This window comes from Pseudomonas sp. HTZ2 (assembly GCF_033173945.1).
Taxonomy (GTDB): domain Bacteria; phylum Pseudomonadota; class Gammaproteobacteria; order Pseudomonadales; family Pseudomonadaceae; genus Aquipseudomonas; species Aquipseudomonas guariconensis.
On record NZ_CP137332.1, the window covers coordinates 3,060,221 to 3,080,057 of the forward strand.

The following is a 19,837-nucleotide window of genomic DNA, read 5'->3' on the forward strand; positions in this document are numbered from 1 at the left end:
GCTGCCCCTGGTGCCGATACGCGCCCCATCGCAGGCTGTCGCCAGCGCCCACAGATCTTGCTGTTTAACCGTGGGAACTGGCGACAGCCTGCGATGGGCTGCGCAGCAGCCCCAAGCTCACGTCCGGCCGGCCAGGGATCAACTGGCCTCGCGATAGGGATTGCGCGGATCCTGGGTCCAGTTGAGGTAGGGCTTGCCGGTGTCCTGCGCCACCATGTCGATGCAGCCCTCCACCGGGCAAGTGATCTGGCACAGGTTGCAGCCTACGCATTCCTTGTCGATCACGCTGTAGGCATGGGTGCCGTCGGCCTTGAGGGTGCTGGCGATGGCCTGGTGCGAGGTGTCCTCGCAGGCGATGTGGCAGCGACCGCAGCCGATGCAGGCCTGCTGGTCGATGTGGGCCACAACCTGGTAATTCATGTCCAGGTACTTCCAGTCGGTCGTGTGCCCCACCGCCAGACCGCGGAAGGCCTCCAGGCTGTGATGGCCGTGCTGATCCATCCAACGCGACAGGCCATCTTTCATGTCCTCGACAATACGGAAACCGTGCAGCATCGCTGCCGTGCACACCTGCACCGCGCCACAGCCCAAGGCGACGAACTCCGCGGCGTCCCGCCAGTTGCCGATACCGCCGATGCCGCAGATCGGCAGGCCGCGCGTCTGCGGATCCCGCGCGATCTCGGCCACCATGTTCAACGCAATCGGCTTGACCGCCGAACCGCAGTAACCGCCATGGGTGCTCTGCTCGCCCACGATCGGATGCGCGACCATCCGATCAAGGTCGACACTGGTGATGGAGTTGATGGTGTTGATCAGCGACACCGCGTCCGCTCCGCCACGATGGGCGGCGCGGGCTGACTGGCGTATGTCGGTGATGTTGGGCGTGAGCTTGACGATCACCGGCAGCGAGCAATGGGTCTTGCACCAGCGGGTGACCATCTCCACGTACTCCGGCACTTGGCCGACCGCCGCACCCATGCCCCGTTCCGGCATGCCATGGGGGCAACCGAAGTTCAGCTCGATACCGTCGGCGCCCGTGGCCTCCACCAGCGGCAGGATGAATTTCCAGGACTCCTCCACGCAGGGCACCATCAGCGACACGATCAATGCGCGGTCAGGCCAGTCTTTCTTCACCTGAGTGATCTCGCGCAAGTTGATCTCCAGCGAGCGGTCGGTGATCAGCTCGATGTTATTGATGCCCTGCACCTGGCGGTTGGGGCCGTAGTGCGCGGAGTAGCGCGACGACACGTTGACCGCCGCAGGGTCCTCGCCGAGGGTCTTCCATACCACCCCGCCCCAACCGGCCTCGAAGGCGCGCACCACGTTGTAGGCCTTGTCGGTGGGCGGCGCGGAGGCCAGCCAGAAAGGATTAGGCGCCTTGATGCCGGCGAAGACGATAGACAAGTCGGCCATTTACGCAGCCTCCACGTTGAGCATGAGTTCGGCATGGATGGCTTGGGCAGCCAGTTTGCCATGTTGCACGGCCTGGACAGTCAAGTCCTGGCCCAGCGCGGTGCAGTCGCCACCGGCATAGACGCCTGGCAGGCTGGTGCGCATCTGCGCATCGACGCGGATGCGCTCGCCGTCGCGCTCCAGCTGCGCCGCCAGCGGATCGGCCAGGCTTGCATCGTCGAAGCGTTGGCCAATGGCCTTGAAGATGGCATCGGCGGCCAGTTCGAATGTCTCGCCCGTGTCGGTCAGTCGCCCATCGACCAGCGCCGTGCGGGCAAAGCGCATGCCGCGCACCCGGCCGCAGTCATCGAGCAGCACCACGTCGGGGCGGGCCCAGGTGTGCAGGCGCACCTGGTTGGCCTTGGCGATGTCCTGCTCATGCCCGGTCGCGCCCATGTCGGCCTGGCCGCGGCGATACACCAGATTCACGTCCCGCGCGCCCAGGCGGCTCATCTGCACCGCCATGTCGATGGCGGTGTTGCCTGCACCGATGACCAGGCAGCGGTCGGCCACGGGCAGTTGCGTCAGATCGCTGGCCTGGCGCAACTCGCGGATGTATGCAGTAGCGCCAAGCACGCCTGGGGCCTCTTCATCCTGCAAGCCCAGTTGGCGCACGGCCCCAAGGCCCAGGCCGAGGAACACTGCATCGTACTGCCCACGCAGCTCCGTCAAGGTGAGGTTGGCTCCCAGCGCCTGGCCATGGCGGATTTCGATACCGCCGATACCGAGCAGGAACTCGACCTCGCGCTGGGCGTAGTCATCCACCAGCTTGTAGCGGGCGATGCCGTACTCATTGAGGCCACCGGCCTTCTCCCGCGCTTCGAAGATCACCACATCGTGGCCCTGCATGGCCAGGCGATGGGCGCAGGAAAGCCCGGCCGGCCCTGCGCCGACCACGGCAATGCGCTTGCCGGTAGCCGGTGAGCGCTGGAACGGATGCCCGGTGAAGCCTGCATTGTCCAGCGCGTAGCGCTGCAACTGGCCGATCAGCACTGGCGCGCACTCCTGGGCGTTGTTGCGTACGCAGGCCTGCTGGCAGAGGATCTCGGTCGGACAGACCCGGGCGCAGCTGCCACCGAGGATGTTGGCCGAAAGGATGCGCTCGGCAGCGCCCTGCAGGTTCTCGTCGGCAATGCGACGGATGAACGAGGGGATGTCGATCTCGCTGGGACAGGCATTGACGCAAGGCGCGTCGTAGCAGTAAAGGCAGCGTGCGCTTTCCACGGCAGCCTGGCGCGCCGTCAGCGCAGGTGCAAGATCGGTGAACGCCTCGGCCAGCTGCTCACGGCTGGCCCGGGGCTTGGGCAAGTGGTTCAGGGCATCGATCACGGTTGTAGCCTCTCTTTCTTATTGGCCGGGCGGCGGTCACCCGCCCGGCGTTCTCGGGATGGCAGTCAACGGCAGTTCGTGGTGTCTGAAGGGCTGCCAGCGCAGCCCTCAGGCTCAGCGGCTGACGGGCGTCGGCCGCTGCTGCTCGGCACGTCGGCCCAGCACTTCGTACACCGCTGGGTAGGCCGGACGCTCCACATAGCGCCCTGCCCCGGGCTCGGCGCGCAAATCGCCATCGGCCCAGCACACGCGGCCCTGGCTGATGGTGTGGCTGGGCACGCCACGGACCGTGCGCCCCTCGAAGATGTTGAAGTCCACTCGCTGGTGATGGGTCTGGGCGGAAATCGTGCGTGTGCCTTGGGGGTCCCAGAGCACCAGGTCGGCATCGGCCCCAACGCGAATGGCGCCCTTGCGCGGGAACAGGTTGAAGATCTTCGCGGTGTTGGTGGAGGTCAGCGCGACGAACTCGTGCATCGACAGGCGCCCGCTGTTCACGCCGGCGTCCCACAGCACCGCCATGCGGTCCTCGATGCCGGCGGTGCCATTGGGAATGCGGCTGAAGTCGTTGCGGCCCATGGCCTTCTGCTCGGCGCAGAAGCAGCAATGGTCTGTCGCGGTGGTATGCAGACTGCCCGATTGCAGCCCACGCCACAGCGCTTGCTGATGTTCGCGCGGGCGGAACGGCGGGCTCATCACGTAGCCTGCGGCCGTGGCCCAGTCAGGGTCGCGGTAGACGCTGTCGTCGATCAGCAAATGGCCCGGCAGCACCTCGCCGTACACCGGCTGGCCCTTGGCCCGGGCGTAGGTGATCTCATCCAGGGCTTCGCGGCTGGAGACATGCACCAGGTACAGCGGTGTCCCGAGCGTCTCGGCGATGCGAATGGCGCGGCTGGCGGCTTCGCCCTCGACCTGGGAGGGACGCGACAGCGGATGCGCTTCTGGCCCGGTCAGGCCTTGGGCAAGCAACTTCTGCTGCAAGTGGAACACCAGCTCGCCGTTCTCGGCATGCACCGTGGGCACCGCCCCCAGTTGCAGGCAACGTTCGAAGCTGGCCACCAGGGTGTCGTCGGCCGCCATGATGGCGTTCTTGTAGGCCATGAAGTGCTTGAAGCTGTTCACCCCGTGGTGGGCGACCAGTTCGCCCATTTCTTCGGCCACCTGCTCGCTCCACCAGGTAATGGCGACATGAAAACCATAGTCGGCGGCGGATTTCTGCGCCCAGCCACGCCAGGTGTGGAAAGCCTCCAGCAGCGATTGCTGCGGGTTGGGGATGACGAAGTCGATGATCGACGTGGTGCCACCGGCAAGGCCTGCGGCCGTGCCGCTGAAGAAGTCCTCGCTGGCTACCGTGCCCATGAACGGCAACTGCATGTGGGTGTGGGGGTCGATGCCGCCTGGCATCAGGTATTGGCCGCTGCCGTCGAGAATCTCGCAGTCGGCCGGTGGGTCGAGGTTTTCCCCGATGGCGCGGATCAGGCCATCGGCGCACAGGACATCTGCGCGATAGTGTTCTTCATGCGTAACCACGGTGGCGCCACGGATCAACAGGGACATGCCGTTTTCCTCGCAGGCTGACCGGTCAGGGCCGGTTCTTGAAATTGTTATGTGGCCTAGGCCTGGAAAGGAACATGCAATCCTGTCAGACCTGACAAGATTGGAATCTAGTTGCTGATCCGGGTTTGGTCAAAAAATTAATTGGCAAAACCGTCAATCATTAACATCTTGTTTTTATTAGTTTTTTATAAAAAACAGGAAAAACAGCGGACCTCGAACCAGCTTGACTCACTTGACAAGAAGCGAAATTGGTCGAGATTTTCCATGCAAATTCAGCTGTTTGAAATCTGGTCCGTACAACACGAAAACAGCGGGCGCGGCAGGTGCCGCGCCCGCTGTTGTTGTCGAGAAATGCTTTGCAGCGCATTACCTTCGGTCGGCGGCGGCCATCCGGGAAGGTCCAGGGCCAACCCGGCACGTTTGTTGAGTGCGGCCCCAACCGCCTGGCCGGACCGAAGGTGCAGTACTGGTGGTGTGTGTACTCCGGCCATCGCATCAGCCCGATGAGCGAACAACTACAAGAAAAACCTGGAGAGCCCCATGCAACAGAGCAGATCGCAAGTGATCGAGCAGGACGGGCTGTTTGAGCTGTCCGCCGGCAGCGATGTCCTGGACAGCCCGCGCTACAACCACGACATCGCACCGACCAAGGTGCATCAACGGACCTGGAACAAATGGCACATCACCGCCCTGTGGGTGGGGATGTCCATCTGTGTACCCACCTACACACTCGGTGGCGTGCTCACCGCCTATTTCGGTCTGAGCGTCGGCGAGGCGTTGCTGGCGATCCTGCTGGCCAACCTGATCGTGTTGATTCCCTTGACGCTCAATGCCTTTCCCGGCACCCAGTACGGCATCCCCTTCCCCGTCCTGCTACGCGCCTCCTTCGGCATCCTGGGCTCCAACGTGCCCTGCCTGATCCGCGCAGTGGTCGCCTGCGGCTGGTTCGGTATCCAGACAATGTTCGGTGGCCTGGCCATTCACCTGTTCCTCGGGTCGCTGTTCGAGGGCTGGAAGTCGTTGGGCGGCACCGGCGAGGTGATCGGTTTCATGGTGTTCTGGTCGCTCAACTTGTGGGTGGTGCTGCGCGGTGCGGAGTCGATCAAATGGCTCGAAACCCTGTCGGCCCCACTGCTCGTGGCGGTGGGCTTCGGCCTGCTGATGTGGGCGCTGCCGCACATGTCGATGACCGAGTTGCTGGCCCAGCCGCCCAAGCGTCCGGAAGGCGCCAGCGTGGTGGGCTACTTCTGCGCGGGTCTCACGGCCATGGTGGGGTTCTGGGCGACGCTGTCGCTGAACATCCCGGATTTCAGCCGTTACGCCAGGAGCCAGAAAGACCAGATCCTCGGGCAGATCTTCGGCTTGCCGCTGACCATGTTCCTGTTCGCCTCCCTGGGCGTGATCATGACGGCGGCCTCGGCGTCCCTGGTCGGTGAGACTGTGTCGGACCCTGTCAGCCTGATCGGTCACATCCAGAGCCCAGGCTGGGTGGCACTGGCCATGGCGCTGATCATCATTGCCACGCTGTCGACCAACACGGCGGCGAACATCGTCTCGCCCACCAACGACTTCCAGAACATCGCCCCACGGCTGATCGGCCGTAGCCGCGCCGTGTGGCTCACCGGTTTCATCGGCCTGGCCCTGATGGCTCACGAGCTGTTGAAAAAGCTTGGCTGGATCGTCTCGGACCTGAGCCTTGAGAGTGTCTATTCCAATTGGCTGCTGGGCTACTCCAGCCTGCTCGGGCCGATTGCCGGAATCATGGTGGTGGACTACTTCCTGGTCCGCCGGCAACGCCTGGACCTGGCTGGTCTGTACCGTGACGACGTTTACCCCGCCTGGAACTGGGCGGGCTTCGCCGCCTTCGCCCTGCCCGTGGCGCTGACGATCATGGCCATCGGCAACGACCGCTTCAGCTGGTTCTACGACTACGGCTGGTTCACAGGCTCGGTGCTCGGCGGCACGCTCTATTACGCCCTGGGCAGCGTGGCGCTGCGCAAACCCAGCCGACTGGTCAAACCAATACCGTGACGCAAGACCTGCGCCCAACCGGATAACAACAGCCTGAGGAGATACCCATGAGCACTCCCGCCCAGCATGTCCTGCAATCGAGCGAGCGCCATATCGACAGTGCGCGCCTGTGGCAATCCCTGATGGACCTGGCGCGCCTCGGCGCCACCGCCAAGGGTGGCGTCTGCCGCCTGGCCCTGACCGACCTCGACCGCCAGGCGCGCGACCTGTTCGTGCAATGGAGCGAGGCCGCCGGTTGCGACGTCAGCATCGATGCAGTCGGTAACATTTTCGCCCGCCGGCCAGGACGCAATCCGAAGCTGCCACCGGTGATGACCGGTAGCCACATCGACACCCAGCCCACCGGGGGCAAGTTCGATGGCTGCTTCGGGGTCATGGCCGGCCTGGAAGTGATCCGCACCCTCAATGACTTGGGTGTGGAGACGGAGGCGCCATTGGAAGTGGTGGTATGGACCAACGAGGAGGGCTCGCGCTTTGCCCCGTGCATGATGGGCTCAGGCGTGTTCGCCGGTAAGTTCACCCTCGAAGAAACTTTGGCCAAAGTCGATGCCCAGGGAGTGACCGTCGGCGAGGCGCTCGATGCTATCGGCTATGCCGGTCAACGGGCCGTGCTCGGTCACCCGGTGGGTGCCTACTTCGAGGCGCACATCGAGCAAGGGCCGATCCTCGAGGACCAAGCCAAGACCATCGGCGTGGTGCTGGGCGCCTTGGGCCAGAAGTGGTTCGACCTGACCCTGCGCGGCGTCGAGGCCCATGCCGGTCCAACGCCGATGCACCTGCGCAAGGACGCCCTGGTGGGCGCCGCCGACGTGGTGGCCGCGGTCAACCGCGCCGCACTGAGCCATCAACCGCACGCCTGCGGCACCGTGGGCTGCCTGCAGGCCTACCCTGGCTCGCGCAACGTCATCCCCGGCGAAGTGCGCATGACTCTCGATTTTCGTCACCTGGAGGGTGAGCAGCTGGATGCGATGATCGCTGAGGTCCGCCAGGTGATCGACAGCACCTGCCAGCGGCATGGCCTGAGCTACACGCTGACACCGACCGCGGACTTCCCTGCCCTGTACTTCGACACAGGTTGCGTCGAAGCCGTGCGCGACTCGGCGCGCAACCTGGGCCTGGCGCACATGGACATCGTCAGCGGTGCGGGGCACGACGCGATCTTCCTCGCCGAGCTTGGCCCTGCAGGGATGATCTTCGTACCCTGCGAAGGCGGCATCAGCCACAACGAAATCGAGAATGCCACGCCAGAGGACCTGGCGGCCGGCTGCGCGGTGTTGCTGCGCGCCATGCTGGCGGCTTCGCAGGCGATTGCCAGTGGGCGCCTGGCGGCCTAGCCAGACGGAAGACCATCGAGGCTGCTGCGCAGCCCGGCGCAGGACAAGCCCCCTACCCACAAGGACAGCACCACTGAGCCTGTGGATGGGGGGTTATCTAAGCGTCGAACCGCCGCGAAGCAGACCGTGCAGCGGTGGCCGGTATTCGCGAGTGAACCCGCTCTTACAGGGGCGAGGCCCTTGCCGCCAACGCGTCCGGCGTATCCACATCACGCAATACGCCGGCGTCGTCCACCTCGAGCAGCACGCAGCAATCCCGGTGTGAGCGCAGCACCGAGCGCGCACCTTCGTCGCCAGTAAGGCGCATCAGTTCCGGCCAAAAGGTACGGCCGAACACCACAGGATGCCCCTGTCGCCCCCCATGCGAGGGCAACAGGATGCTGGATGCCGAAGCGGCCTGCGCCATTCGCCGCAAGGTGTCCGGCAAGATCCAGGGCATGTCCCCCAACAAGATGGCGACCGCGTGGGCATTGCCGTCCTGAAGCGAGGCCACGCCCGCCGCGAGGCTGTGGCCCATGCCCAAGGCAGCATCCGGGCTGGGGACCACGCGGCAGCCGGCAGGCAGTCCCAACTCCTGCATGCCTTCCCCCTCACGCAGCACCACCCGCACCTCGTCGAACACGGCCAAGGCCTGCTCGACACTGTGCGCCAACAGGCTACGCCCGTCAGCCAGAGGCGCACGGCGCTTGTCGCTGCCGAAACGCGCACTGCGTCCGGCGGCCAGTACCAGCGCAACGACCGTCACAGCGCCTCGCGGGCGATGCCGCTGCGGGTACGCAGCACATCCGCAAGCACTGCCAAGGCGATTTCCGCAGGTGTCTTGCTGCCCAGGTTCAGGCCGATGGGAGCGTGAATCCGCCCCAGCGCCTGCTCATCCAGCTTGCCGATGCGCTGGAGGCGTTCGCGGCGTTTCTCTGAGGTGGTGCGCGAACCCATCACCCCAATGTAGAACGCCTCGGTGCGTACCGCTTCGAGCATGGCCAGATCATCAATCTTGGGATCGTGGGTCAGGGCCACGACCGCCGTGTCGCGGTGGCAGCCGCCATTGGCAATGAACACCGACGGCAGCTCGCGACGAATCTCGATGCCGTCGAGCTCCACGCCGTCGAGCACCTCCTCGCGGGGTTCGCAGAGGATGACTTCAAAACCAAGCCCCTTGCCAAACTCCGCACAGAAGTGCGCGACGCTGGAATACCCTGCCAGCAGCAAACGCTGGGCCGCGCCCACCCGCAGATGGACGGCGGCCTCGTCGTAGGCCACCCGAGGCCCCTGCTCGATATCGTCGCTCAACCGGCGCTGGCCATCGTGCAGGCTCACCTGGCGTAACAGCCGACGCTGGCCGAGCAAGGCCGACTCCAGCTCGCGCAAGTGCGCCTGCACGTCGCAATCCGCTGGCAGGTTCTCCACCAGGACATCGAGCACACCGCCGCACGGAAGCCGAATATTCGAGCGGCTGTCGCTACCATCGCCATAGCGCACAACCGCGACCGGCCCTGCAAACTCGCCTTCGCCGACCCGCGCCAGGAAGTCTTCCTCGACGCAGCCGCCAGAAAGCGACCCCACCCACTGCCCACCCTCATTGACCGCCAACAGCGAGCCCGGCGCACGGGGCGCCGAGCCGTAGGTGAAGAGCACGGTGCACAGCCACACACGCTGGCCCTGGCAGGACCATTGCAGCGCCTGTCGTACCACTTGCAGATCAAGATGCTGCACGGCTCACTCCGTCTTCAGGTTCGCCAGCTGCTGGGTACTCAAGTCCCCCGGCAGCCCGCCCCATGCTTCACGCAGGTAGTTGACCAGGTCGGTGACTTGCCCGTCGTCGAGCTTGTCGGCAAAGCCCGGCATGGGCTGCATGCGCTCGAAACCGGTGAACTGCTGCTCGCGGATGCCTTCGAGGATCACCTTGGCCAGGTTGCGCGAGTCGGCCTGGCGCAGCACGGTGTTGCCCTGCATGGCGACCGCGATGTGCGGCTTGCCCTCGCCCTCGACGCCATGACAGCCGGCGCAGACGTTGAGGTACTGCTGGCGGCCACGCTGGGCGCTCTCGCCGAGCTGGTCCACCGGCACGGCCTGCACGACCTTGGCCTTCGGTGGCTGGTCACCCAGCAGATAGGTCGCCATCGCGGCCAGGTCGGCGTCTTCCAGATGCTGGGTGCTGTGGTGCACCACCGGGAACATCTCGTTGAACATGCTGCCCTGGGCACTGATGCCGTGCTTGAGGAACGTGGTCAGGTCCGGCTGGGTCCAGCCGCGCTCGGCCAGGTCCTGGGCCAGCAGGCTGGGTGCCAGGTAGCCGGCCAACAGGCCGCCGGTCAAGCGCTTGTCCTGCTCCAGGGCGCCGATACGGTTACGCGGGGTGTGGCATTCGCCGCAGTGGCCGAGTACCTCCACCAGGTACTGCCCGCGCTGCCAAGCCTCGCTCTTGCCCTCGGTGGCCTGCAGCTGCACGCTCTTGCCATACAGCATGTTCCAGCCGGCCAGGCCCATGCGCACGTTGAACGGGAAGCTCAAGCTGGTTTCAGGCGCGGGCCGGTTGATCGGCGGCACGGTCATCAAGTACGCGTGGATGGCGTCGGCATCCTCGCGCTTGATCAAGTGGTACGAGGTGTAGGGCATCGCCGGATACAGGTTGGCGCCGTCCTTGCGCTTGCCCTCGGTGAGGGCGGCGAAGAATTCGTCGCGGCTGTAGTCACCGATACCGAACTGCTTGTCCGAGGTGATGTTGGTGCCGTAGATGGTGCCGAACGGAGAATGGATCGGCAGGCCGCCGGCGAACGGCGCACCGCCTTCGGCCGTGTGGCAGGCCATGCAGTCGGCCGCGCGGGCCAGGTATTCGCCACGCTTGACCTGCGCCTGGTCGGCTGCCTGTACACCGAGCGACAGCGCCGCACCCATGGCCAGCGCCAGGCCCGAAAGAACGTGCCTCATGCTCAACCCTCCTTGACCAGGCCGAGGTCACTGAGCACTTCGCGAGTGGCGTCGTAGTAACGCACATACCCGGTGCAGCGGCAGATGTGATGGCCGAGACTGGCCTCGATGGCCCCTTCGAGCTCGCTCTTTTTCAGCGGCTGGCGCTGGGCCTTTTCCACCAGCACGGTGGCGGCATTGACGAAGCCGGGTGCGCAGTAGCTGCACTGGAAGGCGAAGCGGTCGACGAACTTCTGCTGGATCGGGTTCAGCTCACTGAGGTTGCCCGCCTCGTCATGCTTGGCATGGCCCTCGATGGTGCGCACCTTCTTGCCTTCGAAGTAATGCGCGCCGGTGATGCAGGTGCGCACTTCCTCGCTGGTGCCGTCAGGGTTGTCGACGATCACCACGCAGGCGTGGCAGATGCCCTGGCCACAGCCCAGGCGGGAGCCGGTGAGGTTCTGGTATTCGTGCAGGTAGTCGATCATTGCCAGGTCTTCAGGCACTTCGGCCGGACCGACGGTTTGACCATTCAAGGTCATTTGAAGCGGGCGGTTAGCCATTGAGGGCCTCCTTGACGCGGGCGGGGGTGATAGGCAGGTCGCGAACACGCTTGCCGATGGCATGGGCCACGGCGTTACCGATCGCGCCGACCACCGGGATCATCACCACTTCGGCGATGCCCTTGGAGGGGTCGGTCGGTGACAGTGGCGGCAGGATCTCCGATGTCTGCTGCCACACTGCCACGTCCTTGGCCATCGGCAGGCGATAGCGGTTGAAGTTCCAGTCGCCCTCGCCCGGGCCACCTTCGTACAGCGGCATTTCTTCGGTCAGTGCATGGCCGATGCCCATGGCGATACCGCCTTCGAGCTGGCCCTTGACCAGTTCCGGTACCAGTACACGGCCACACTCCACCCAGCTGTGGTGGTTGAGTACCTGCACCTGGCCGCTGCCTTTGTTCACTTTCACCTGCACCAGGGTCGCCACCGGGCTGTAGTAAGTCACCATGGCGTTGTTCAGCTGGGTGGCCGGATAGGCGGCGTTCTGGCGGTCCAGCAGGTGGTAGCTGGCGCTGTTCATCTGCGCTTTCTTGACGTTCGGCGCACCGTCGCCGTACTTGACCGCCATCGCATCGAGCGGCAGGCGCTCACGCACGCCATCGATGACGAAATCGGATTCAGCCCAGCTCCAGCGGTTGAATGCGTGGACGCTGACGCCGGTCACCAGCCCCATCTCATGGGCTTTCTTGGCCAGCTCGGCGAACGGGATCGGGGCCAGGCCATTGCCGGTGAGTTCACCGTTGACCCAGACCGCGTTCTCGCGGCGCACCACCAGCGGGTTGGCCTGCCCTCCGAACGGGCCCTGGCGCCACAGCGACAACGCCGCCGGCCACAGGCCATGGTTGAACAGCACCCGAGCGGCTTCGCGCGTGGCGTGGCTAAAGTAGAAGGCCGAGTTGGTCGCCGAGGATGGCGAGGCCAGCTTGCCGACCCAGCGCGGGTCACGCAGGGCAGCGTCCTGCTCGGCCTGGCTCATCAGATAGGGGTTGCCGTGGGTGGCCAGTTGCAGCTCCGGCCACTCGGTCTCGGCGGTTTTCACTTCATCGGCCGGACGCCCCAGGAAGTCGCTGACCACGAACGCCTGGGAGGTCGACATGCCAGTGCCCAGTTCGGTGCCGATATGACGCAGGCTGATACGCCCGTCGGCCGTGAATTCGATGCTCGCCATGGGCGCTTCGGCACCCGTGCCAAAGTCCTTCTGGCAGATGGCAAAGCCCACGCCGTACCAGTTGTCGGCGTCCTTGGCTTCCATAGCCTTCTTGTAGGCGTCGCGGTTCTTCCACAGTTCGTGGGCGCTGGCCTTGTCGAGGATCTCATGCAGGCGCAAGGCCCCGGCGGGTACGGCGCCCTGGGTGTTCTTCATGCCCGACTTCAGGGCATTGACCCGGCGCAGCTCGATGGCATCCACACCCAGGCGACCGGCGATCTCGTCGACCATCATCTCGGTCGCGGCCATGGTCTGCAGGGTGCCATAACCCCGCATGGAACCGGCCTCGACACCGCGGGAGTGGTAGGCGGTCACGGCCAGATCGCTCTGAGGCATGTAGTAGATCGACTGCGCCGCGGTCGCGCCCACGGCGGCCACCGAGGAGCTGTAGTTGGCGCGTCCGCCACCGTCGACACTCATGTCGGCACGGAAGATCTTGAACGACATGTCTTTCTTGTCCACCGCCAGTTGGTAGTGGATGTCGAACGGATGGCGCTTGATGCCGCTCTGGAACTGCTCGTAGCGGTCGTTGGCCAGGCGCACGGGCACACCGTTGCCGTACAGGGCCGCGACGGCAGCGTAGAACACGAAGATGTTGTTGTCCTTGGAGCCGTAGCCGACCGTGTAGCCGGGGTGCATGTTCAGCGTCTTGAGGGCAAAGCGCGACGGTTTGATCATGTGCACGCATTCCTGTGCCACCTCGAAGGGGCACTGCGTCGCCACCACGAAATGCAAGGTGCCGCTTTGCGGGTCGTACCAGCCGTTGCCGCTGTCCGGCTCGAGCGCTGCCGGTTCGATCGAGGGCGTCTTGTAGCGCTCGTCGAACACCAACCAGTCCTCAGGGGCCTGCTTGAGCTGCTCGGCCATGCGATTGGCATAGAACAACCCTTGCTCGGTGAGGGTGCCGTGCTGCTTGGGCTCGTTGGTCCAGACCGGTTTGCGGTTGAGGATGGTGGGGAACAGCATGGAGTTCTTCAGGCTGGAGAACTCGTCCTCCTCGAACGGCGTCTTGCCCGCCACCCGCACGAAACGGAAGCTGCCATAGGGGTCGCCTTGATACAGCGGCGCCTGGGCGCCGTAGCGGATGGCCTTGTCGTTGAATTGCAGCTTGAGCTTGGCCTGGCGGTAACGCTCGAAGTCATTCCAGATCAGGATCGCCACCGGGTGGCCGATAAACATCGGCACCTTGCCAGGTGGCAGCAGCGGGTCCGGCGAGTGGGCCTCAGGCCAGGCGATGCCATCCTTGTGCAGGTCCTCGGCGGTGACGACGCGGTCCGGCTGCAGGTCGGCGCCCAGCCAGGCAAGGTCCAGGCCTGCATAGATGCGGTCGGCCTTGATGGTCTTGAGCAACAGGGCGTGGCCTTGCTGCTGCGGCCAGCCGGGCATGTCCTTGGCGCGGATGTCGCGGGCGAACACCTTGTTGCCGCACACCTTGGACAGCGCATCGTTGCGAAAACGTGTCTTGCCGTCATGGCTCATCCACTTCTGCGGGGAAGTGGTGACACTGTTTTCCATCAGGGCGGCGAAGGCCGGGCTGCCGAGCGGTGCGAGGGTCACCCCTACGCCCGCAATCACGCCGCCTTGCAGGAAGGCGCGCCGGGAAATATCACGGTGGGTCATGCTTCATCCTCTGGGCAGAGCGCGCCTGCCCATGACGTATTCTGGTACTTGATAGCTCGGAGGGCGGAATCACTGACGTTCCGAAAGCAAGGTCGGAGTGGAAATCACAAAAACTGACCTTGGCGTCAAGTTTAGCGCAACGACCGCGCCCCTGGCAAAGTCAAGCAGACAACTTGTCGCGCCGATGTACGAACTTTCGCCACAGGCATTAAAGATGAAGGTTTTTCGGTCACAGGGCTCGGGCCATCAGCGCTTGCACTTGGCCAACACCACCTGACAGGTATGCGGTGTACCGCCGGAGCGGCTTGCGTAGCGCATGCAGTTGTGAAGGGACTTTTGCCGGGCAATGCTCATGCTCGCCCCCCAGGCCAGACCGCCCTCGCCCGCTGTCGGCAAGGCCTTGGCATAGCAGTTAGACCCCGCCGTCGCTGCGGCATACTGAGCCGTGCTGGCTTTGCTGCTGCAGCCGGCGGCCAGGGCGAGATTGATGGCGAGCAAGGTGCACAAGGCCCATGGCGGGCTCTGGCGCGCAGGTTTTCCCCACATTTGGAGGACTCCAGAATCAAAAGCTGCAGAGCCTGGCCGGTCTGCCTGAAGATTTCAACCGCGACTATTGGCCCGTGAAACTCCAGACGATTTCGACCACCCGTAAAGCCAGAACCAGTTAAAGCACGCACAACACCACCTGCAGCACCGTGTGCTAAGGCAACTTGGCCAAGCGGTGCAGCGTATCGCTGACATTGAGCAACAGCAGCACCGCCGAGACCAGGATCAGGCTCCCGACAGAGCGGTGCCCGCATTAGCGAAATTCTAGAAGAACTTGAACGACTTGCCGGCCATCGCCAGCGAGGGTTTTCTTGCCCGCCCCAGTAGTGACGCAGGCATGAGCCTTGTATGCTGTCCTGCGCCGCGAACGCCCTTCTGCACCGGACTCCGCTGACCTATGGCCGTCGACCTCCAAGCGCTTTACCCCAAGTTGATCCACCTGATGCTGGACACGGTCTTTGTGGTCGACCGGGACAACGAAATCGTCTTCGTGAGTGACGCCTGCGAAACCCTGCTCGGCTATCGAGCCAGCGAGTTGGTCGGCACCCCGATCACCCACTACATGCACCCCGACGACCTGGAAGCCACCCGCGCCTCGATCATCCGCATCATGAATGGCCAGCCCCATGTGGATTTTCGCAACCGTTACATCCGCAAGGATGGCGGCGTGGTGCACATCCTGTGGGCGGCCTTCTGGTCCGATGAGGTCGGGGCTCGCATCGGCGTGGCGCGCAACGTCACGGCCCTGGCCCAGGCCGAGAAGGAGCTGCGCTTCCTCGCCCACCACGACCCGCTGACCCAGCTGGCCAACCGCTCGCTGTTCAATGACCGGCTGGAATCGGCCCTGCGCACGGCGCACCGCCAACAGAGCGCACTGGCGCTGCTGTTCGTGGACATCAACGACTTCAAGGGCATCAATGATGTCCATGGCCATGCGGCGGGCGACCGCGTGCTGTGCACGGTCGCCCGACGGCTCGAAGCCTGCGTGGGCAAGACCGACACCGTGGCACGCATGGGCGGTGATGAGTTCATCGTGCTGTTGACCGACATCCCGTCGCACAGCGCGGTGGCCGAAAAGATCGCGCAGATCCTCGCGGCCATGGCCGAGCCGTTGGGCGCCGAGTTCGGCGAGGTCGAGATGCCTTCTTGCAGCATCGGCGTGGCCTGCTACCCGGCGGACGGCGAGGATGCCGACGCGCTGCTCAGCCATGCCGATCACGACATGTACCGGATCAAGCGACAGCGTTCGGGCACACGCTGATACGCGCCTGAAATCAAGCGTTTGAGACAACCTGGCGCGATTGCGCGATACTATTGTGCCACCACTTTTTTTCTGGAAAAGGACTTCACCCCATGAAGCGTCTGTTTGCCTGCACCCTGGTCGCACTGGCCCTGGCCGGTTGTGACAAAACCGAGCAGAACAACGCCCAGGCCACCGTACCCGCCGGACAATGCGCCAAGGACATCGACTGCAAAGGCGATCGCATCTGCGAAAGCGGCCAGTGCGTCAGCCCGCAGACCCCGCAAGCCCTCGCCGCCAAGCCCCCGGTGGCGCCGGAACTGGCCCCCGCTGCACCGACCATGGCCTACGAAACGCTGCTGGTCAGCGGCGACAGCGCAGGTCCCTTCAGCATCCAGCGCATGGAACTGGGGACCGCGCTGATGTACCCGTCGCGGGCCGGCGTCGTGAACGTCATGGAGTCGGTCGTCGAAGATGTCGAAGCCACCGGCTATGTCACCATCGAGAAGGCCTATTCGTTCGGTCCCAGCAAGTACGTCGTGGTGGTGTCCACCGGTGAAGGTGGTAACGCCTGCCCCGCGTCCACCTATGTTTTCAGCTTCGACGCCAAGGGCGAGTACGTGGACGGCAAACAGGAAGTCGATGGCTGCTCCGAAGTGGTCAAGTCGCTGGCCGAGGGCAACAAGCTGACGATCAAGAAGGATGGCGTCGCGACGGTGGTGTACAACGGCGTCGTGCAGTAAGGAGAGGCCCAAGCCCAGCGCCAGCGCTGGGCTTTTTTTACGCTCGATTTTCGGGCCATGGCGGTGGATCATCAGTCGGTCGGATGTGTGGAGATGACTTCGATGGTAATGCCGGCCCTGATCAATGCCGACCTGCGGCAAACGGTGATCGTGCAGGGACATGCCCTGCCCTGGATTCCCAGCCCGCAAGCCGGGGTGGAGCGACGCCTGTTGTTCCGCATCGGACAGGAGCAGGCCCGCGCCACTTCGCTGGTGCGCTATGCGCCTGGCAGTCGGTTCAATGCCCACGCCCATCCGGGGGGTGAGGAGTTCTTGGTGCTGGAGGGGGTCTTCGAGGACGAACAGGGTCAGTATCCAGTTGGCAGCTACATACGCAACCCACCCGGCAGCCAGCACTCGCCGGGGTCTGCCCAGGGCTGCGTCATCTTCGTGCACTTGCGCCAGTTCCATCCCGAGGACCATGAACGCGTGGTCGCACAGGTGCCCGAGCAGGGTGACCAGCTACTGTGGCAAAGCATCCATGAACGGGTTTGGGTGCAGCAGGCCCAGCCCGGACAGACACTGAACATTGCCAACCCGCGAGGTCTGGAGCTGTTCGTACTCGACGGCCAGTTACAAGGTGACGACTTCGCGTTGCGGCCTTGGAGCTGGATGCGCCGACCGCCGGGGGCTGCGGTTCAGGCGGTGGCAGGCGATGCCGGGGCGCGGATCTGGATCAAGGATGCCGCGCTGGACCTCACGGCCTGTTGATTCAGCGCAAATCGCTACTTTTGGTATCACCGTATTACGGTATACCTAGAAACACGCCCCCGCTAAGCACCCCAAATGCCCCTGCAATGCGCCTTACGGCCAAAACGCCAATAATGGCCCGACGTTTGCTTTGCTCCTGCTCAACCGTTCCAAGGCGCACCTCACATGGGCACTTTTTTCACTCTCACAGGCAATCGTCGTCACGCTGCCCTCTGCAGGGCAGGCGTTGACAGACATGACCTGCCCAGTGCCATGCAAGGCTTCCTTCGCCATGGGCGCGCGCCCGCCCAGGTCACCCTGCCACGCCTGCCTGCCTGCGTGGCAGCCAAACAGAACGGGTTCTGGCAAATAGTCGCGTAAGTTCCCTTCGAGCGTCGTCTCGACCTTCCCACAAGCGCCCGGCTCGCCTGGACGCTGCGACTGTTCGTTCGCCCTCAAGGCGCCTCCTGCGACGGCGCCAGGGGCACTGTACCCGAGTGATTTACCATGACCTGTACCAGCGCACTTCTCGTGATCGACCTGCAACAGGAGGACGGCTTCCCCCTGGAGCGTTTCGACCAAGTCGTCGGCAACGCCGGCGCCCTCATCGGCGCAGCCCGCCGCCTTGCCATCCCCGTGATCTACACCCGCCACGTGAACAACGCCCAAGGCCACGACCTGGCGCACGGGGAGCCGGTGGACGAGCATGGCCAACCGACCAGCTACCGCGCCGGCACCTCGGCGGTGGAGGTCCTCGACGCCCTGGCGCCACACGCCGGCGACCAGGTGTTGGACAAGCACCGTTACAGCGCCTTCCATGGCACCGACCTGGCGCAGCGGCTTCGAAGCCAGGGGATCGAGCATCTGGTGGTGTTCGGCGTGCTGACCGATGTGTGCGTCATGACCAGCGTGTTCGATGCCTACCAGCACGGCTTCACCCTGAGCCTGGTCGCCGATGCCTGCACGGCCACGACGCTGGGTGCGCACTATTCAGCCCTGATGATCCTCTCCAACTGGATCTACGGGCTGGAGATCTTCTCCACGTCACAGCTGCTGCGCCATTGGCAGCAGCAGCCGGCAGGCTCGGTGCGCACCGATACGCCCGACCACCTCGCCTTCCACCCCGAGGCATTCGTCGACGCGATCCAACGCTTCGAACACCGCCTTGCCCATGATTGCTGAGTGTGGAGAGATCCTGATGAAAGTTGAAAATCGCAGCATCGATTTCATCCCTGAGGGCGAGCGCTACGGCCAGGCGCGTTCGCTGTTCTTCGTGTGGTTCGGCGCCAATGCCAACATCACCACGGTCGCGGCCGGCGTCTTGCCCATCAGCCTGGGCCTCAACCTGTTCTGGAGTGCGCTGTCGATTCTTTTGGGCTCGATGATCGGTGCCCTCTTCATGGCGTCACATTCTGCCCAAGGGCCCAAGCTGGGCATCCCACAGATGATCCAGAGTCGGGCCCAGTTCGGCGTCTATGGCGCGATCGTGCCGTTGTTGTTCGTCATGCTCATCTACCTGGGCTTCTTCGTCAGCAATACCTTGCTCGCCGCCCAGGCCGTCGCCAGCGCCAGCCCGATCGGCAATGGCGGCAACATCGTGGTGCTGGGTGCGGTGTGCTTCCTGGTCGCGCTGTTCGGCTACCAACTGATCCATCGCCTGCAAAAGCTGCTGACGCTGGCTTCGCTCGCGGTGTTCGGCATCGCGACCTGGCTGGCACTGAGCCTGCCGGTGCCCGCCGGGCAATGGTCGCTCGAGGGCTTCAGCCTGCCGACCTTCCTCGCCTCGGTGAGCATCGCGGTCACCTGGCAACTTTCCTATGCGCCCTACGTGGCCGACTACTCCCGCTACTTGCCTACCCAAACCCCGACGCAGCAGGTGTTCTGGTACAGCTACCTGGGCACGGTGATCGGCGGGAGCTGGATGATGCTGCTGGGTGCGGTGCTGGCCAAGGCGATGGCCGGGTTCGGAGACAACGTTGGCTTGAACCTGGTGGGATTGCTCGGCGGCAGCACGGTGTTGATGTTCGCCTTCGTGCTCTACGGTCAGATCGCCATCAACGTCTTCAACCTGTACGGAGCATTCATGTCGACAGTGACCGTGATCGAACCCTTCACCGCACTCAAGGTCACCGCGTGGGTGCGGGCAGGGTTGCTGCTGGTGATTGCCGCTGCGGCTACAGGGTTGTGCACGCTTGCCCAGGATGACTTCATTGCGTTCTTCCTGAACTTCATCTTCTTCATGAGCTACTTCCTGATCCCGTGGACGGCCATCAACCTGGTCGACTACTACGTCGTGCGCAAAGGGGTATACCGCATCGAAGACATCTTCCGGCCGAGCGGGATCTATGGACGGGTGAATGGCGTGGCGATCGGCGTATTCCTGGTCACCGTCGTGCTCGAGGTGCCGTTCATGAACACTTCGATGTACGCCGGGCCCATCGCCACCCACCTGCAAGGGGTTGACCTGGCCTGGGCAGTCGGCCTGATTTTCCCAGCGCTGACCTATTACTGGCTGATGGGCAGACGCAAGGCGCTGGCCGGCGCCTGCGCATAAGACCAGGCCCTTCTGCGGCGCGTTCTTCGCG

Annotated in this window: 16 protein-coding genes; 7 read left to right on the forward strand and 9 right to left on the reverse strand. The window is 64.2% G+C overall.

Translation table 11 applies throughout. From position 1 onward, the window contains the following. Positions 1-138: 138 nt before the first annotated feature. From preA to hydA, 3 genes are all read right to left on the reverse strand, one after another. Positions 139-1,413, reverse strand: coding sequence for an NAD-dependent dihydropyrimidine dehydrogenase subunit PreA (gene preA / locus R6G97_RS14170; RefSeq protein WP_043206949.1), 1,275 nt, complete (start codon positions 1,411-1,413; stop codon positions 139-141). After that, entirely contained in the window at positions 1,414-2,781 is a 1,368-nt protein-coding gene (locus R6G97_RS14175; protein ID WP_090344802.1) for an NAD(P)-dependent oxidoreductase, read from the reverse strand. 114 nt (positions 2,782-2,895) lie between these two features. Further along, a complete protein-coding gene (hydA, locus tag R6G97_RS14180) occupies positions 2,896-4,335 on the reverse strand; it encodes a dihydropyrimidinase (protein ID WP_043206953.1) in 1,440 nt (479 codons plus the stop codon). Positions 4,336-4,875: 540 nt separating this feature from the next. Here hydA and R6G97_RS14185 point away from each other — a divergent pair. Together R6G97_RS14185 and R6G97_RS14190 are read left to right on the forward strand one after the other, a co-directional pair. Then, positions 4,876-6,366 (forward strand): NCS1 family nucleobase:cation symporter-1, encoded by a 1,491-nt coding sequence (locus R6G97_RS14185; protein ID WP_182942958.1) that lies wholly within the window; start codon positions 4,876-4,878, stop codon positions 6,364-6,366. Between the two features lie 47 nt (positions 6,367-6,413). Beyond that, entirely contained in the window at positions 6,414-7,700 is a 1,287-nt protein-coding gene (locus tag R6G97_RS14190) for a Zn-dependent hydrolase (RefSeq protein ID WP_090344798.1), read from the forward strand. Positions 7,701-7,863: 163 nt separating this feature from the next. On the opposite strand, the gene R6G97_RS14195 is transcribed toward R6G97_RS14190, so the two are convergent. From R6G97_RS14195 to R6G97_RS14220, 6 genes are all read right to left on the reverse strand, one after another. After that, positions 7,864-8,445 (reverse strand): nucleotidyltransferase family protein, encoded by a 582-nt coding sequence (locus tag R6G97_RS14195; protein WP_090344796.1) that lies wholly within the window; start codon positions 8,443-8,445, stop codon positions 7,864-7,866. Then, positions 8,442-9,413, reverse strand: a complete 972-nt coding sequence (locus R6G97_RS14200; RefSeq protein WP_317847119.1) for an XdhC family protein — start codon at positions 9,411-9,413, stop codon at positions 8,442-8,444. The genes R6G97_RS14195 and R6G97_RS14200 overlap by 4 nt, the downstream gene beginning before the upstream one ends. 3 nt (positions 9,414-9,416) lie before the next feature. Further along, entirely contained in the window at positions 9,417-10,628 is a 1,212-nt protein-coding gene (locus R6G97_RS14205) for a cytochrome c (protein WP_317847120.1), read from the reverse strand. 2 nt (positions 10,629-10,630) lie between these two features. Beyond that, complete coding sequence (locus tag R6G97_RS14210) at positions 10,631-11,170, reverse strand: (2Fe-2S)-binding protein (RefSeq protein ID WP_043206967.1); 540 nt, start codon at positions 11,168-11,170, stop codon at positions 10,631-10,633. Next, positions 11,163-13,994 carry a xanthine dehydrogenase family protein molybdopterin-binding subunit gene (locus R6G97_RS14215; protein WP_317847121.1) on the reverse strand — a complete coding sequence of 944 codons (2,832 nt, stop codon included), beginning with the start codon at positions 13,992-13,994 and terminating at the stop codon, positions 11,163-11,165. Before R6G97_RS14215 ends, R6G97_RS14210 begins: the two co-directional genes overlap by 8 nt. A 246-nt stretch (positions 13,995-14,240) precedes the next feature. Then, complete coding sequence (locus R6G97_RS14220) at positions 14,241-14,540, reverse strand: hypothetical protein (RefSeq protein WP_090344789.1); 300 nt, start codon at positions 14,538-14,540, stop codon at positions 14,241-14,243. A 397-nt stretch (positions 14,541-14,937) separates the two neighbouring features. Here R6G97_RS14220 and R6G97_RS14225 point away from each other — a divergent pair, with 397 nt between their 5' ends. The 5 genes from R6G97_RS14225 (at position 14,938) to R6G97_RS14245 (ending at position 19,806) form a co-directional block, all read left to right on the forward strand. Then, the gene (locus tag R6G97_RS14225; protein WP_043206975.1) at positions 14,938-15,801 is read left to right on the forward strand and encodes a sensor domain-containing diguanylate cyclase; all 864 of its coding nucleotides are present in this window, start codon (positions 14,938-14,940) and stop codon (positions 15,799-15,801) included. Positions 15,802-15,893: 92 nt separating this feature from the next. Further along, complete coding sequence (locus tag R6G97_RS14230) at positions 15,894-16,523, forward strand: hypothetical protein (protein ID WP_317847122.1); 630 nt, start codon at positions 15,894-15,896, stop codon at positions 16,521-16,523. Positions 16,524-16,616: 93 nt separating this feature from the next. Beyond that, the gene (locus R6G97_RS14235) at positions 16,617-17,273 is read left to right on the forward strand and encodes a cupin domain-containing protein (protein WP_232092083.1); all 657 of its coding nucleotides are present in this window, start codon (positions 16,617-16,619) and stop codon (positions 17,271-17,273) included. Positions 17,274-17,759: 486 nt separating this feature from the next. Further along, positions 17,760-18,434: a cysteine hydrolase family protein gene (locus R6G97_RS14240; protein ID WP_070571620.1), complete on the forward strand. Its 675-nt coding sequence runs from the start codon at positions 17,760-17,762 to the stop codon at positions 18,432-18,434. A 16-nt stretch (positions 18,435-18,450) separates the two neighbouring features. Then, positions 18,451-19,806: a purine-cytosine permease family protein gene (locus R6G97_RS14245; RefSeq protein WP_317847123.1), complete on the forward strand. Its 1,356-nt coding sequence runs from the start codon at positions 18,451-18,453 to the stop codon at positions 19,804-19,806. Positions 19,807-19,837: the final 31 nt, after the last annotated feature.

What these genes read in the sequence shown, in the direction of transcription:
- preA (WP_043206949.1), bottom strand. Translation starts at nt 1,413, where the DNA reads ATGGCCGACTTGTCTATCGTCTTCGCCGGCATCAAGGCGCCTAATCCT.
- hydA (WP_043206953.1), bottom strand. Translation starts at nt 4,335, where the DNA reads ATGTCCCTGTTGATCCGTGGCGCCACCGTGGTTACGCATGAAGAACAC.
- R6G97_RS14185 (WP_182942958.1), top strand. Translation starts at nt 4,876, where the DNA reads ATGCAACAGAGCAGATCGCAAGTGATCGAGCAGGACGGGCTGTTTGAG.
- R6G97_RS14190 (WP_090344798.1), top strand. Translation starts at nt 6,414, where the DNA reads ATGAGCACTCCCGCCCAGCATGTCCTGCAATCGAGCGAGCGCCATATC.
- R6G97_RS14205 (WP_317847120.1), bottom strand. Translation starts at nt 10,628, where the DNA reads ATGAGGCACGTTCTTTCGGGCCTGGCGCTGGCCATGGGTGCGGCGCTG.
- R6G97_RS14210 (WP_043206967.1), bottom strand. Translation starts at nt 11,170, where the DNA reads ATGGCTAACCGCCCGCTTCAAATGACCTTGAATGGTCAAACCGTCGGT.
- R6G97_RS14215 (WP_317847121.1), bottom strand. Translation starts at nt 13,994, where the DNA reads ATGACCCACCGTGATATTTCCCGGCGCGCCTTCCTGCAAGGCGGCGTG.
- R6G97_RS14220 (WP_090344789.1), bottom strand. Translation starts at nt 14,540, where the DNA reads ATGTGGGGAAAACCTGCGCGCCAGAGCCCGCCATGGGCCTTGTGCACC.
- R6G97_RS14225 (WP_043206975.1), top strand. Translation starts at nt 14,938, where the DNA reads ATGGCCGTCGACCTCCAAGCGCTTTACCCCAAGTTGATCCACCTGATG.
- R6G97_RS14230 (WP_317847122.1), top strand. Translation starts at nt 15,894, where the DNA reads ATGAAGCGTCTGTTTGCCTGCACCCTGGTCGCACTGGCCCTGGCCGGT.
- R6G97_RS14235 (WP_232092083.1), top strand. Translation starts at nt 16,617, where the DNA reads ATGACTTCGATGGTAATGCCGGCCCTGATCAATGCCGACCTGCGGCAA.
- R6G97_RS14240 (WP_070571620.1), top strand. Translation starts at nt 17,760, where the DNA reads ATGACCTGTACCAGCGCACTTCTCGTGATCGACCTGCAACAGGAGGAC.
- R6G97_RS14245 (WP_317847123.1), top strand. Translation starts at nt 18,451, where the DNA reads ATGAAAGTTGAAAATCGCAGCATCGATTTCATCCCTGAGGGCGAGCGC.